Annotated in this window: 14 protein-coding genes; 6 read left to right on the top strand and 8 right to left on the bottom strand. The window is 66.0% G+C overall.

All coding sequences use genetic code 11. The features are described 5' to 3' along the window. Positions 1–60 precede the first annotated feature (60 nt). Complete coding sequence (locus tag G9E11_RS00685) at positions 61–345, top strand: protealysin inhibitor emfourin (RefSeq protein ID WP_190602074.1); 285 nt, start codon at positions 61–63, stop codon at positions 343–345. On the opposite strand, the gene G9E11_RS00680 is transcribed toward G9E11_RS00685, so the two are convergent. Beyond that, positions 342–1,310 (bottom strand): GlxA family transcriptional regulator, encoded by a 969-nt coding sequence (locus tag G9E11_RS00680; protein ID WP_190602073.1) that lies wholly within the window; start codon positions 1,308–1,310, stop codon positions 342–344. The genes G9E11_RS00685 and G9E11_RS00680 overlap by 4 nt on opposite strands. A gap of 81 nt (positions 1,311–1,391) precedes the next feature. Between G9E11_RS00680 and G9E11_RS00675 the strand changes: the two genes are divergently transcribed. The 3 genes from G9E11_RS00675 to G9E11_RS00665 all read left to right on the top strand — a co-directional run bounded on the left by G9E11_RS00675 (position 1,392) and on the right by G9E11_RS00665 (position 6,192). Beyond that, on the top strand, positions 1,392–1,559 hold the full coding sequence (locus G9E11_RS00675) for a hypothetical protein (RefSeq protein ID WP_190243222.1): 168 nt from the start codon (positions 1,392–1,394) through the stop codon (positions 1,557–1,559). Between the two features lie 149 nt (positions 1,560–1,708). After that, entirely contained in the window at positions 1,709–5,704 is a 3,996-nt protein-coding gene (gene hrpA, locus G9E11_RS00670; protein WP_190602072.1) for an ATP-dependent RNA helicase HrpA, read from the top strand. A gap of 89 nt (positions 5,705–5,793) precedes the next feature. Then, a complete protein-coding gene (locus G9E11_RS00665; protein ID WP_194717738.1) occupies positions 5,794–6,192 on the top strand; it encodes a hypothetical protein in 399 nt (132 codons plus the stop codon). 422 nt (positions 6,193–6,614) lie between these two features. Here G9E11_RS00665 and G9E11_RS00660 read toward each other — a convergent pair whose 3' ends face one another. The 3 genes from G9E11_RS00660 to G9E11_RS00650 form a co-directional block, all read right to left on the bottom strand. Continuing rightward, positions 6,615–7,043 (bottom strand): HIT family protein, encoded by a 429-nt coding sequence (locus G9E11_RS00660; RefSeq protein WP_190602069.1) that lies wholly within the window; start codon positions 7,041–7,043, stop codon positions 6,615–6,617. After that, the gene (locus tag G9E11_RS00655) at positions 7,040–8,194 is read right to left on the bottom strand and encodes an NAD(P)-dependent alcohol dehydrogenase (RefSeq protein ID WP_246468630.1); all 1,155 of its coding nucleotides are present in this window, start codon (positions 8,192–8,194) and stop codon (positions 7,040–7,042) included. Before G9E11_RS00655 ends, G9E11_RS00660 begins: the two co-directional genes overlap by 4 nt. A 166-nt stretch (positions 8,195–8,360) precedes the next feature. Then, positions 8,361–9,203 (bottom strand): sulfurtransferase, encoded by an 843-nt coding sequence (locus G9E11_RS00650; RefSeq protein ID WP_190602067.1) that lies wholly within the window; start codon positions 9,201–9,203, stop codon positions 8,361–8,363. Positions 9,204–9,264: 61 nt separating this feature from the next. Between G9E11_RS00650 and G9E11_RS00645 the strand changes: the two genes are divergently transcribed. After that, positions 9,265–10,344 carry a PLP-dependent cysteine synthase family protein gene (locus G9E11_RS00645; RefSeq protein WP_190602062.1) on the top strand — a complete coding sequence of 360 codons (1,080 nt, stop codon included), beginning with the start codon at positions 9,265–9,267 and terminating at the stop codon, positions 10,342–10,344. Here the strand turns inward: G9E11_RS00645 and G9E11_RS00640 are convergent. Beyond that, complete coding sequence (locus G9E11_RS00640; RefSeq protein ID WP_190602060.1) at positions 10,341–10,997, bottom strand: MBL fold metallo-hydrolase; 657 nt, start codon at positions 10,995–10,997, stop codon at positions 10,341–10,343. The two genes, G9E11_RS00645 and G9E11_RS00640, sit on opposite strands and share 4 nt — an antisense overlap. A gap of 95 nt (positions 10,998–11,092) precedes the next feature. On the opposite strand from G9E11_RS00640, the gene G9E11_RS00635 reads away from it, so the two are divergent. Then, a complete protein-coding gene (locus tag G9E11_RS00635; RefSeq protein WP_102972039.1) occupies positions 11,093–11,557 on the top strand; it encodes a Fur family transcriptional regulator in 465 nt (154 codons plus the stop codon). A 50-nt stretch (positions 11,558–11,607) separates the two neighbouring features. Here G9E11_RS00635 and G9E11_RS00630 read toward each other — a convergent pair whose 3' ends face one another. From G9E11_RS00630 to G9E11_RS00620, 3 genes are read right to left on the bottom strand one after another with little or no spacing between them, the layout of a single operon-like run. After that, complete coding sequence (locus tag G9E11_RS00630) at positions 11,608–12,483, bottom strand: metal ABC transporter permease (protein WP_190602058.1); 876 nt, start codon at positions 12,481–12,483, stop codon at positions 11,608–11,610. Continuing rightward, positions 12,483–13,298: a metal ABC transporter ATP-binding protein gene (locus G9E11_RS00625; RefSeq protein ID WP_190602056.1), complete on the bottom strand. Its 816-nt coding sequence runs from the start codon at positions 13,296–13,298 to the stop codon at positions 12,483–12,485. The genes G9E11_RS00630 and G9E11_RS00625 overlap by 1 nt, the downstream gene beginning before the upstream one ends. Next, positions 13,295–14,281 carry a metal ABC transporter solute-binding protein, Zn/Mn family gene (locus G9E11_RS00620; protein ID WP_190602054.1) on the bottom strand — a complete coding sequence of 329 codons (987 nt, stop codon included), beginning with the start codon at positions 14,279–14,281 and terminating at the stop codon, positions 13,295–13,297. The genes G9E11_RS00625 and G9E11_RS00620 overlap by 4 nt, the downstream gene beginning before the upstream one ends. Positions 14,282–14,405: the final 124 nt, after the last annotated feature.

The raw sequence follows: 14,405 nt of genomic DNA, 5'->3' as shown, positions 1-14,405 counted from the left end.
CCGACGCCGGGACTGTGACATTCCGCTTCCCGGCCGCCGCGGAAACCCGGGAACCTCGCCATGAAAATCACAGTCGAGCGCAGCGGCGGGATAGCCGCACTCACCCGTGTCTGGACGGTGCTGGCCGTCACGAGCAGTGACAAGAGCCGCTGGCAACCGCTCGTCGAAGCGTGCCCATGGGACGCCGTCGACGACCCCCGCCAGGCGGCGGACGGGCAGCCGGACCGCTTCATGTACTCCATCCGCGCCGGCCAGCGCCGCGCCACCCTGCCGGAAACGGCTGTCACCGGTCCCTGGCGGGTGCTGGTGGAGTCGACCCGGGCAGCAGCCGAAGACTCGGCCTAGCCGGCCGGGGCCATCTGGCCTCGGAAGGCCCGGCGGTAGGACTGCGGACTCGTGTCCAGCACCTTGGCGAAGTGGTGCCGGAGCAGCACGGGATGGCCAAACCCTGATTGCCGCGCCACCTCGTCTATGTTCAGTTCCGTGGACTCCAGGAGCTCCTGTGCGCGCAGCACCCGCTGGGAATTGAGCCATGCAGCCGGGGTGGCTCCTGTTTCAGCGCGGAAGCGCCGGGCAAAGGTGCGCGGCGACATGTGCACGCGGGCGGCCAGCTCCTGGACGGGATGTTCCTCATCCAGGTTCGCCACCATCCATCGGAGGAGTTCCTCCATGGGCTGGGAGCCGCACTCGGGCATGGGCCGGTCGATGAACTGGGCCTGACCACCGTCGCGGTGCGGCGGAACTACCATGTCCCTGGCGATGGCGGCCGCCACGGCCGCCCCGAATTCGATCCTCACCAGATGCAGGCAGGCGTCGATGCCCGCGGCTGTTCCGGCGCTGGAGATGATCTGTCCGTCCTGCACGTAGAGGACGTTCTCGTCGACCAGGACATTGGGGTACTGGGCGGCCAGTTCTTCCGAGTAATGCCAGTGGGTGGTGCACCGGCGTCCGTCCAGGATCCCGGCCCGCGCCAGCGCAAACGCGCCGGAGCAGATCGACATCACCCAGGCGCCGCGGCTGTGCGCCGCCCGGAGGGCATCGAGGACGGACTCGGGAACATCTTCCTCCCGGCCGTAGGGCGCCATGATCACCAGGTCGGCATCGGCGGCGGCTTCCAGGCCTAGGCCGACGTTCATGGTGAGGCCGGATTTCAGCGGAACTTCGCCGGGCACCGGAGTGCACACGCGGAAGTCGAACTGCGGCACGCCTGTTCCCCGGTCCGAACGGTCGATGCCAAACACTTCAAAGGCGGTACCGAACTCGAAGATCGAGAAGTTGGGAACCGCAATGATTGCCACTGTTTTGAGCATGTTTCCAGTATGGCAGAAATTTGTACTTTTTAGGCATTTCTGCCACTTCTTTCGGTGCTTCCGCGGGAGAACCATGGAGACATGGAAATCTTCGGAATCGCCCTTCTTGTCCTGGTCCTCATTGCAGCTGCCGCCACGGTCGGCGCCATTCTGCGGGATGGCCGCGGCCACACGCCTCCCGAACACTCGGTCCGGGACTGGTCCGCACTGGACCTGCCCAGCAGCAACTACACCATGCGCATCTTCTAGCTGCGGATGGCCCCAGCTAAACCCGCTCACTGTCCGCCCACAACTTCAAGCCACCCGAAACACCGACCACCCAGAACCACAGTCCCCACCCACACCGAGGACCCGGCGTACGCCGGGTCCTTTTACGCGGCAGTAGACTTATGGGAGCCATGACTTTTCACATCTCCTACCCCGCCGAGCTGCCGGTTTCCGAGCGCCGCGAGGACCTGATGGCCGCGATTGCCGCCAACCAGGTGACAATCATTGCCGGCGAGACCGGCTCCGGAAAGACCACCCAGATTCCGAAGATGTGCCTGGAGCTGGGTCTGGGCGATAACGGCCTGATCGGCCACACCCAGCCGCGGCGGCTCGCAGCCCGGACCGTGGCCGAGCGCATAGCCTCCGAACTCGGCGTCGACATCGGGCAGGAAGTGGGCTTCCAGGTCCGCTTCACCGGCGAGGTGAGCAAATCCACCAAGGTCAAACTGATGACCGACGGCATCCTGCTGGCCGAAATCCAGCGCGACAAGCTGCTCCGCAAATACAACGCGATCATCATCGATGAGGCGCACGAACGCAGCCTGAACATCGACTTCATCCTCGGTTACCTCAAGCGGATCCTGCCGCAGCGGCCGGACCTGAAGGTGATCATCACCTCCGCCACCATCGATCCCGAACGCTTCGCGAAGCACTTCGGCTCGGAGGAGGAACCGGCACCGATCGTTGAGGTTTCCGGGCGGACCTTCCCCGTCGAGATCCGCTACCGGCCGCTCTCCCAGCCGGCTGGCGGGCCGTCAGCCGGCGATGACGAGGACAACTCCTCCGACGACGAGCTCGAGGAAGACCGGGATCCGTTGGACGCGGTGTGCGACGCCGTCGACGAGCTCGCCCTGGAAGCGCCGGGCGACATCCTCATCTTCTTCTCCGGCGAGCGGGAGATCCGGGACGCCGCGGACGCCCTGCAGGCCAGGATCCAGACCAACCGGCGGCTGGCCGGAACCGAGGTCCTGCCGCTGTTTGCGCGGCTGAGCCTGCAGGAACAGCACCGGGTGTTCAACCCGGGCAGCAAGCGACGGATCGTGCTGGCCACCAACGTGGCCGAGACCTCCCTCACCGTGCCCGGCATTAAGTACGTTATCGACACCGGCACCGCCCGCATCTCGCGCTATTCGCACCGCACCAAGGTGCAGCGACTGCCCATTGAACGGGTTTCCCAGGCGTCTGCCAACCAGCGCTCGGGACGCTGTGGCCGCGTGTCGGACGGCATCGCCATCCGGCTCTACTCCGCGGAGGACTTCGAGTCCCGGCCGCTCTACACGGATCCGGAAATCCTGCGCACCAACCTGGCCGCGGTCATTCTGCAGATGACTGCCATGGGTGTCGCCCGCGGGCCCAAAGACATCGAAAACTTCCCGTTCGTCGAGCCACCGGATTCACGGGCCATTAACGACGGCGTGACCCTCCTGCGTGAGCTCGGTGCCTTGAGTGCGCCGCTGGCAGCCGCGGGTTCTCCCCAAACGGCAGATGCGGAGGGCAGGAATGCCGGCCGCAACGGCGGCGGGCTAACCGCCGTCGGACATAAGCTTGCCCAGCTCCCGGTGGATCCGCGGCTCGGACGCATGATTGTGGAGGCCGGCCAGCGCGGCTGCGTCCGCGAAGTCATGATCCTGGCGGCGGCACTCACCATTCAGGACCCCCGAGAGCGTCCAACGGACAAACAGCAGCTGGCTGCGGAGAAGCACGCCCGCTTCCGCGACGATAATTCCGACTTCACCGGCTACCTGAACCTCTGGAACTACATCCACGAGAAACAGCAGGAGCTGTCCTCCACCCAGTTCCGCCGCCTCTGCCGGAACGAATTCATCAACTACCTGCGCGTGCGCGAATGGCAGGACCTGTTCACGCAGCTCCGGCAGCTGGCCCGGCCGCTGGGCATCAGCCTGGACAACAAGCGCCAGGCCGATGCTGTGGGCAACCACGAGGGCATCCACATCAGCCTTCTCTCCGGCCTGCTAAGCCACATCGGCATCCTCGACGAACGCAAGCGGGAATATGCCGGCGCCCGGGGAACCCGTTTTGCCATCTTCCCGGGCTCGGCTCTGTTCAAGAAGACGCCCACATTTGTCATGGCTGCCGAACTCGTGGAAACCAGCCGGCTGTGGGCCCGGGTTGCCTCCAAGTTCGAGCCGGTGTGGGCCGAGCAGGTGGCGCCGCACCTGATCAAGCGCAGCTACAGCGAGCCCCACTGGTCCACCAAGATGGGCGCCGTGATGGCGTATGAAAAGGTCACCCTCTACGGTGTACCCATCATCGCCCAGCGCCGGATCAACTTCGGCAAGGTCGATCCTGTCCTGGCCCGTGAGCTGTTCATCAGGCATGCGCTGGTCCAGGGCGAATGGAAGACGCACCACAAGTTCTTCCACCGCAACCGGGCCCTGCTGCAGGAAGTGGAGGAACTCGAGGCGCGGATGCGCCGCCGGGACCTCCTGGTGGACGACGAAACGCTCTTCGAGTTCTATGATGCGCGGGTTGGCAAGGACGTCGTCTCGGAACGGCACTTCGACAAGTGGTGGAAGGACGCCCGGCAGCAGAATCCCGCGCTTCTGGACTTCGATGAGGCCTTGCTTCTGAGCGAGGACGCCGAGGCGCTGGATGAGTCCGCGTACCCGAAGACGTGGCTGCATAAGGGGTTCGAACTGCCCCTGAGCTATGAATTCCATCCCGTGGCGCCCGGCTCGGCGCCCAACCCGTCCGACGGCGTTACGGCGGAAGTTCCGGTCCTCTTCCTGAACCAGCTAGACGACGCACCTTTCCGCTGGCTGATTCCCGGCCAGCGCGTGGAACTTGTGACTGCGCTGATCAAGTCGCTGCCGAAGCAGGTCCGCAAGAGCTTCGTTCCTGCCCCCGACGTCGCCCGGCAGGCGGTGGCGGCGCTGGAAGCGGACTTCGACCCTGCCGAGGACGAGCTGGAGAGCTCGCTTGAGCTTGTCCTGCGCCGCCTCAAGGGCCAGGTCATCCCGCCCGGGTCCTGGAAATGGGACGCGGTCCCGCCGCACCTGCGGGTGAGCTTCAAGGTGGTGGACAGCCGCGGCAAGATACTGGACGAGGGCAAGGACCTGGAAGCGCTGCAGGAGCGGCTGGCGCCGGCCACCCGCCGGGCCATTGCGGAGTCCCTGGGTGCAACTCCGGCCACGGCCGGCCCGCGGTCTGCGAAGAAGGGCCAGCAGCAGACGGGCGCGCAAGGGGCCCTGCGGGACGCGCGGGCACAGGACGGCCGTCCGCAGGCGCACGCCGGGTTCACGGAACAGTCCGGCCTGACCGAGTGGCGGTTCGGCGCCATTCAGCGGGAAGCCAGCGTTACCGTTAAGGGCCATACCGTCACTGGATTTCCCGCGCTGGTGGACGAAGGAAAGTCCGTTGGCCTGCGCGTCTTCCAGACAGCCTCGGAGCAGCAGGAAGCCATGCGCGGCGGTGTCATCCGGCTCCTCGCCCTGCGCGTGCCCGCGCCTGACCGCTATGTCCTGGAACACCTGAACAACACCGAGAAGCTGACGTTCAGCCAGAACCCGCACGGGTCCGTCTCGGCCCTGATCGCAGACTGCGTCCTGGCGGCGGTGGACAAGCTGACCCCCGCAGAGCTCCCATGGGACCAGGCATCGTACGATGCCCTGTTTGAGCATGTCCGCGCGGAACTGATAGACACCGTCTTCAGTGTTACGGCCGTGGTGGAGCGCATCCTCGCGAGCACGCGCCGGATCCAAAAGCAGCTCAAGGGCACCACGAGCCTGTCGCTCATCAGCGCACTCAACGATGTCCGCAGCCAGCTTGAACAGCTGGTCTTTCCCGGCTTCGTAGCCCGCACGGGCTACGCCCAGCTGAGCCAGCTCCCCCGCTACCTCACCGCCATCGAAAAACGCCTGGAGAAGCTGCCCGGCAACGTTCAGCGCGATGCGCTGAACATGGCGGCGGTCCAGCAGCTGGAGGATGATTACGACGACGCCGTGTCGGCTTTGCTGCCCGGCCGCCGGGCAGGTGCCGAGCTGACGCAGGTGCGCTGGATGATCGAGGAGCTGAGGGTGAGCCTGTTCGCCGTCGAACTCGGCACAGCCTATTCCGTGTCCGAGAAGCGGATCCGGACGGCACTAAACAAGGTGCTCGCGGCGTAGCGTCAGCAGTCGGATTCCGGCTCACCATTGCACCCAACTAGGTAGCATTTCAGGGCGTTCTCAGGGCTGGGAACGCCCTGAGCTGCTACTTGGTTTTGGTTCTCCCCGGCGCATCCGAAAAACTTTTTGGATTGCGGCGCATGGCGCCCCATCGGCCCTTCATTGTCGGTCCCCCTTGGAAGACTGTGTTCCTGCAAAGCACCGGGAAATCAGCAGCCACAGCAGCGGCGCCGCACGGCGACGTTGTGGAGGCTGCCGCGTTCCCTGATGCTGATGCCGATTTCCCGTTCGATGAGTTCGCGGACGACGGGCTTCCATATGACGACGACCTCGACGCCGCGTATCCGGCATCGTTTCCGGAGGACCCGTTTCCAGAGGCTCTGTTTGCCGAAGTACTGTTCACCGACGGCGCTGCCTTAGTCGCTGGTACGTCGCGGGCCCGGTTTGGAGGCGCGGATCGCGGCGGCAAGTACCCTGCTTCGGGCTGACCTTACCGCTGATAACGCCGGGCTGATCGACCAGCTCCGCGCCTCCGAGTACGTGAAGGGCATGCTGGCCGGGCAACAGGCGAGGCTTGCAGTGACCTTCGAAGTCCGGCTCCGGCAGGAACACGCCAACCGGGCGACACTGACCGCCGAGAACCTGGGCAAAGACCGCACCAAAGAGCATGGCTTGGGCGCGCGCCCGAGCAGATCGCCCTGGCGAGAATCAACGATCCCGAAACAAGCCACTCGGGAGCCGGTCCTGCAACGAACTGCGCGCCCGGAACCGGCGTGCGGGAAACACTCCGGATCGAACAGCCCGGCCCAGCGCCCTAACTAGCTAGGCCGGGGGGCAGGCCGCGTCTCTGGGGTTCTGCGAGTACACGGCCCGTAAGTGGTTGTTGCGAATGGCCGACTTGGAACCCAGCTTAGGCCTCTGGCACAAACTCCCCGTAGCCGGCGTCGCGCAGGCCTGCACGCAGCTTTTCCGCGTTCGCGTCCAGCCGCGCCGGATCGGGGTTATGCTCGGCGGTGGCGAAGTTGTACTCGGCCATGCTGTTGGATGGCCACACGTGCACATGCATGTGGTTGATCTCGTAACCGGCCACGATGAGTCCTGCCCGGGCTGCCCGGAACGTGTCCACCTGCACGGCACCGATCCGCCGGGCCACTTCCATGACCTTGGCAAGGGTCTCCGGCGAAGCGTCCGTCCAGCGGTCCACTTCCTCGGTCGGCACAACCAGCGTGTGCCCGTCCGCCAGCGGACCCATGGTCAGGAACGCGGAGACGTCTGGTTCGCGCCAGACAAACCGGCCAGGGATCTCCCCGTTGAGAATCTTGGTGAACAGCGTGCTCATGCGTCAGCCCTTTCCGACGGTTCCTGCAGTGTGGATGCATCCAGGACAAAACGGTACTTCACATCACCTGCGACCATCCGGTCATAGGCGTCGTTGAGCTGCTCGGCACCAACCAGTTCGATGTCCGAGACAACCCCGTGCTCGGCGCAGAATTCCAGCATCTCCTGCGTCTCGGCGATGCCGCCGATCAGGGAACCGGCGTACGAGATCCGCCGCCGGATCAGTGCCCCCGGGTTCACAGGCGGCATGGCTTCGGAGGGCAGACCCAGCTGGAACAGGGCCCCGTCCCGGCGCAGGGTCCGGAAGAACGGGTTGAGGTCGTGCGGTGCTGCCACCGTATCGATAATGACGTCGATGCTCCGGTTCTCAGCGGCCATCGCTTCCTCATCGCGGGAAAGCACTACTGCGTCAGCGCCCAGTCCCAGCGCCGCCGACACCTTGGATTCAGAGGTAGTGAAAACCTTGACCTCGGCCCCCATCGCTTTGGCCAGTTTGACGGCCATATGCCCAAGGCCACCCAAACCTACGACCCCGACCGTGTGGCCTTCCCGGACGCCGAAGTGGCGCAGCGGGGAGAACGTGGTGATGCCTGCACAGAGCAGCGGGGCAGCCGCCGCGGGATCCAGGCTTTCCGGCACCCGCAGGACGTATCGGCGGTCCACCACCACGGACGTGGCGTAACCGCCCTGGGTGACGGCGTCCCCGTTCCTGGCGTCTTTTGCACCGTATGTCCCGGTCATGCCGCGCTCACAGTACTGCTCCAGCCCTTCGAGGCAGCTCTCGCATTCCCTGCAGGAGTCCACCATGCAGCCCACGCCAACGCGGTCTCCCGGCTGAAAGTCCTTTACGTCAGAACCGACGCGGCTGACCCTGCCCACAATCTCGTGGCCCGGAACGAGCGGGTAGTTCTGGGAGCCCCACTCCCCCCGGGTGGCGTGAACGTCCGAGTGGCAGAGGCCGCAGAACTCGATGGCAATCTCGACGTCGTCGGCTTTGGGTGCCCGGCGGGCAACGGTCAGCCCGACCAGGCCGCCAGCGGCGGATGACGCGCCGCGAGCAGCGGCAAGGCGACCGTCGAGGGGTCCGACGGCGGTCCCGTCCAGTTCGATTCGCAGGTTCAGCGGCGGGGGCACGGGGCGTCCAGGAGTCATAGGGCGACGCTACCCCGGCACCCCGGCGAGTTCCAATTGCCGTGCACTCCGTACCTGGCCCACCCCTGATTGAGCTTGTCGAGATCAAGCCCGGTTTTCGACAAGCTCAACCACCGGGCGAGGGCGACCGGTTTCGACAGGCTCAACCACCGGGCGGCCCCGCTACTCACCTTCCCGGATCGGCGCCCGTGGCCACTTGGCGGGAGGCGTCGTTGGACCATTCGGAGAAGGAACCGGGGAACAGGGCGGCGCTGAAACCGGCGATTTCCAGTGCCGCTATCTCGTGCGAGGCGGTCACGCCGCTGCCGCAATAGACTGCCGTGGGCGTGGTTGCGTCGACCCCAAGGCCGGTGAAGCGCTGGCGCAGCTTCTCCGCCGGCAGGAAGTGGCCGTCGTCGTCGAGATTGCCCGTCGTGGGTGCGCTGACCGCGCCGGGAATGTGGCCGGCCCGGGGATCCACTGGTTCGACTTCCCCGCGGTACCGTTCCCCGGCGCGCGCATCCAGCAGCACGCCGCCGGCGGCCCAGTCCGCGGCTCCGTCTGCGTCGGTCACCTGCATGCCGCCGCTGGCGAGCGTCACGTCTCCGGTATCCGGTTGCACTGCCCCGCCCTCCAACGGCAAACCTGCCGTGCGCCAGGCGGTCAGGCCGCCGTCGAGCAGGTAAACGGTGCGCACGCCGGCATTTCGGAGCATCCACCACACCCGGGCAGCGGAGGTGTTACCGGCATCGTCGTAGGCGACCACGACGTCGCCGTCGCAAATTCCCCAGGACCGTGCCGCTTCCTGGAAGCGGGCCGGCGAAGGTAACGGGTGGCGCCCGCGGCCGGGATCTGCCGGGTCCGCCAGTTGGGTGGGAAGGTCCACGTACACAGCGCCGGGGATGTGCTCGTTCAGGTAGTGGCTACGTCCTTCTGCATCCCCAAGCGCCCAGCGGACATCGAGTACCACAGTCCGCTGGCCGGCTGCCATCCGGGAATTCAGCCCGGCCACGTCAATGAGGGTGTCCATGCGTCTCCTTGGGTTTTGCACCAACTCTAGTCCCGGCTGCCCGCGCCGGTAGGCTGATTCCGTGAGCAGGCGATTCAGCGACAGGGCATGGGCGGACGAGGCTGTCCGCAAGATCAACGCGGAAAACAACCGGTCGGCCGACACCCACCTTTATTCGGTGCCGCTGCCGGAACACTGGGGCGTCCAGCTGTACCTCAAGGATGAATCCACGCACCGCTCCGGAAGCCTGAAGCACCGGCTGGCACGTTCCCTCTTCCTGTTCGGGCTGGTGAACGGGTGGATCCATGAGGGCACCACCATCGTGGAGGCATCCAGCGGCAGCACCGCGGTTTCGGAAGCGTACTTCGCACAGCTCCTGGGCCTGCCGTTCATTGCCGTGATGACCCGCACCACCAGTCCCGAAAAGATCGCCCTGATCGAACAGTTCGGCGGCGCCTGCCTCCTGGTGGACCACGCCTCAGAGGTATATGCGGCCGCCGCAGAGGTTGCCACCACCAGTGGCGGCCACTACATGGACCAGTTCACCTACGCCGAGCGCGCCACCGACTGGCGGGGCAACAACAACATTGCCGAATCCATCTTTGAGCAACTGGCGCTGGAGGAGCATCCGGTCCCCCGCTGGATTGTGGTGGGAGCCGGAACGGGCGGGACCAGCGCCACAATCGGCCGCTACCTCCGCTATCACCGCCACGCCACGTCCCTGGCGGTGGTCGATCCGGAAAACTCCGCCTTCTACCCCGGCTGGCGGAGCGGCGCTGCGGACTTCAGCACCGGCATGCCCTCCCGGATCGAGGGGATCGGCCGGCCCCGCATGGAGCCAAGCTTCGTCCCCGCGGTCATCGACCACATGATCCAGGTTCCCGATGCTGCGTCGGTGGCTGCCATGCGGCACCTGCACACACTGGCGGGGCTGCACGCCGGGCCCTCCACGGGCACCAACCTTTGGGGTGTTTGGCAGCTCGTGGCCCAGATGGTGGCGGACGGCGAACGGGGCAGCATCGTGTCCCTGATGTGCGACGGCGGGGACCGGTACGCCGGCAGCCATTACAGCCCCGCGTGGCTGGCGGCCCAGGGACTGGATCCGCAGCCACACGAGGACACGCTAAGAGCGTTCTTCGAGACGGGTGTCTGGCTGCCCTAAAGCTCCACGGATTCCCGGCTGGAGAGGTGGCTGTACTCTGTGCCGTACTTGGCCCCGATCCGCTTGACATGGCCCTCCACCAGTCCGAGGCCGGTGTCGTTCAGGAGCCCGTCGTGGATGTTGAACGCCCGCCCGGCGCGGACGCCGATGACAAAGTCCACCACCTCGCTGACCTTGTTCCACGGGGCATGGACCGGGACTAGGAGCGTACGCACGCTGATGCCGTCCGGAATGATGAACGAGTCGCCAGGGTGGTACACGTTCTCGTCCACGAGGTAACCGATGTTGGCGACCACGGGAATCTGCGGGTGAATCAGCGCGTGCTGGCCGCCGAAGCTGCGGACCGCGAACCCTGCGGCGTCGAACGCCGTTCCCGGCTCCACGGCATGCACCCGGCCAGCGGCATCCGGCGCTTCCTTGCGCACGTTCTGCGCCACGCCCTCCGGTGCGAAGAGTTCCAGGCCGCCGTTGTCCGCAAGCGCGGCGGTCACCGCGGGAACATCGATGTGGTCGGCGTGCTCGTGCGTAATGAGGACTACGTGCGCGCCGTCCAGCGCCTCGGCGGTTTCGGAGAGGGTCCCCGGATCCAGGACCAGCACCTGACCGTCCTTCTCGAGCCGGACACAAGCGTGCGTGAATTTGGTCAGCTTCATGAAGCAAGCCTAAAGACGGCCCCGATCAGTGTCCACGCGGCTCCGGCTGGTAACGTTAAAGCCTGCCATTACCCGAAAGAAAAGCGAGTTCATCCATGCCACAACGCACCAGCGCTGACGGCAGACCACAGGCACCTTCGACGGCGGCCGGCGGGAAAGAGCAGCGCGTCACCAAGCAGCGGATCGCTGTCAGCGCCGCCCTGGACGAACTCAATGACTTCGTGAGCACCCAGGAGCTGTACCGGATTCTCCAGAACAAGGGTGTCTCGGTCTCCCTGGCCACCGCCTACCGGATTCTGCAGTCACTGGCCGACGAGGAACTCGTGGACGTGCTGCGCAACGGCGACGGCGAGGCCGTGTACCGCCGTTGCGCCGTGACGGTGCACCATCACCACCTCCTCTGCCGCAACTGCGGCAAGGCCGTGGAAGTGGAGGCCCCCGCCGTCGAGACCTGGGCCGCGAGGACCGCGCAGGAGCACGGCTTCACGGAAGTGGCCCACACGGTTGAGATCTACGGCCTCTGCCCCGACTGCTCCGCACGCAAGGCCGCAGCCCAGTAGGAACCGAGTGCAGTAGGAACCGAGTGCCGTAAGCCGCGCGCCCAAGGAATTCAGGCGGTCCGCATGACCCGGCCGTTGAGGCCGCGCCTGGCGCGGACGCTGCCGATGACCCGGCAGACCACGTAGATCAGGAACGACAGCGTGGTGACGTAGGGGCTGATGGGGATGCGGCCGCCGAGGGCGAGCAGGATTCCCCCCACCGTCGCCGAAACGGCGAACACCACACTGAGCAGGACAACGAGGCGCGGCGACGACGTCACCCGCAGGGCCGCAGCCGCTGGAGTGATCAGCAGGGCGAGAACCAGCAGGGCACCCACGATCTGGATCGACAGCGCCACGCTGACGCCCAGGAGCACCATGAAAACCAGGGCCAGGGACCGCACGGGAACACCGCGGGCCTCGGCTAGCTCGGGATCTACGCTGGCGAAGCTCAGCGGGCGCCAGATGACGCACAGCGCCGCCATCACGGCCACGGCGGTCCCCGCCAGCACCTGGAGCTGGACGGTGTCCACCGACACAATCTGCCCGGTGAGGAGGCCGAACTTATTGGCGGCCCTGCCCTCGTAGAGCGACAGGAAGAGAATGCCGAGCCCGAGGCCAAAGGGCATGATCACGCCGATGATGGAGTTCTTGTCCCGCGCCCGGACGCCCATGAGCCCGAGCAACAGCGCGGCCGCCACGGACCCCACCAGGGAGCCGAACACCACGTCGGTGCCGATCAGGAGCGCGAAGGCGGCGCCGGCGAACGACAGCTCGGAGATTCCGTGGACGGCAAATGCCAGGTCGCGCTTCATCACGAAGGTCCCCACGAGGCCGCCGAGGAGCCCAAGAACCGCGCCGGCCCACAGCGAGTTCTGCACCAGCACCAGCAATTCGCCGTAGTTCTCGAAGTTGAACACCGATTGCAGGAGCGAATCCAGGTCCATCAGGAACCTTCCCCCGCAGCGGCATGCGCGTCGTCATGATGGTGGGTGGTGGCATCGGGCAGACCGACGACGACGATCCGGCCGTTGGCGTGGATCACTTCCACGTTGCTGTCGTAGAGGTCGGAGAGGACCTCGGTGGTCATGACCTCATGTGGCGTTCCCACGCTGAACCGGCCGCCCGCCAGGTACAGGATGCGATCCACGTAGTCGATGATCGGATTGATTTCGTGGGTCACGAACACCACGGCGCTCTTCCGGTCATGGCACTGCTTGTTGATAAGGGCGCTGACCGCCTGCTGGTGGTGCAGGTCCAGCGACAGGAGCGGCTCGTCGCACAGCAGCACCTTCGGGTCGGTGGCAAGGGCCTGGGCCACGCGGAGACGCTGCTGCTCACCGCCGGAGAGCTGCCCGACGGGGACCTTGGCGTAGTCGCTTGCCCCGACGAGGTCCAGCAGTTCGTCAATCCTGCGGTTGGCTTTGGCGGTGCCCAGCCGGATTCCCCAGCGGTGCCCGTCGACGCCCAGGCCCACCAGGTCGCGGGCCCGCATGGGGGTGTCGGGCAGGAAGGGCTTCTGCTGCGGGATGTAGCCGATCAGCCGGCTGCCCCGCTCCACCGGGTGGCCGCCGAGGCTCACATGGCCCGAGTGCAGCTCCTGCAGGCCCAACAGGACCTTCAGAAAACTGGTCTTGCCGCTGCCGTTTGGCCCCAGCACCGCGAAGAACTCCCCCGGATTGATGTCCAGGTTCAGATCTTCCCAGAGCGCGCGCCGGCCGAACTTCAGGGACGCCTGCTTCAGGCTGATGACTGGGTTCAACGCTGGCTCTTCAGTGCTTTGCCGACATTTTCCACGTTGTCCGCCATCCATTCCAGGTAGGTCTTGCCGTCCGGAAGGGTTTCGGTGAAGTTCACCACCGGCGTGCCGGCGGCGCTCGCCGCGTTCTTTACGGCCTGGGTCTGCGGGCCTTCCGTCTGCTCGTTATAAGCGAGGAAACTCGTGTCCTTTGCCGCGACCGTCGAGGTGGCCGCCTTCAGGACTGCGGGCGGAACGTCGGCGCCTTCCTCCACGGCGGCAGTGTACTCGGCAGGCGTGCGGTTCTCGAGTCCGGCCGCTTCCAGCAGGTAGAGGGGAACCGGTTCGGTCACCGCGACGCCAGCACCGCCGTGCGAGGTCTTCATTGCGGAAATCTTACTCTCAAGCTTCTTGAGGCCCGACTTGAACGCGGCTGCATTGGCGGTGAACTGGGGGGCCGAGGCCGAGTCAAGCGCGCCGAGCCGGGCGGCCACTGCATCGGCAAGGTGCGACACCGCGTCAAGGCTGTACCAGACGTGCTCGTTGAAGTCGCCGTGATCATGGGAGTGCCCGTCCTCTGCATGGGCGGACCCGGCGTGGGCGGAGGCCGTGCCCGCCGCTTCCGGGGCCAGTCCGGACACCTCCACGGCACTGATGATGTTCTCGTGCGGCACATTGCTGTCGTCCGCCAGGGTGTGGATGAAATCGTCGTAGCCGCCGCCGTTTTCCACCACCAGTTTGGCTTTCGAGACCGTCAGCCGGTCCTGGGCGTTGGCCTCGTAGGAGTGCGGGTCCTGGCTCGGACGGGAGATGATGGCCGAGACGTTGACCTTGTCCCCGCCGATGGCCTCAACAATGTCCCCGTACACGTTCGTGGACGTGACGACGGCGATGCGGGCGGCGGCGTCTGCACCTGGTGTCGAGGCCGCCGGCGAACCGCAGCCGGTGAGAAGCAGGCCGAAACCGGCCAGGGCGGCGGTCAGGAAAGTGCGGGCATTGCTGGGCACGGAGATACCTCGGTTCTGGACAGGTCAGGTTGCGGGGAGGGGGCAACCCCTACTCGAGTGTAGCGCTAAATAGGAATGATTCCTATTTAGCGCTACCGACGCGGGCGCCGGCCCGGGCACCCGG

It is taken from the genome of Arthrobacter ipis (assembly GCF_014694315.1).
Classification (GTDB): Bacteria; Actinomycetota; Actinomycetes; order Actinomycetales; family Micrococcaceae; genus Arthrobacter; species Arthrobacter ipis.
The sequence above is the reverse complement of the archived record's forward strand: the minus strand, read 5'-3'. Positions and strand labels throughout refer to the sequence as shown.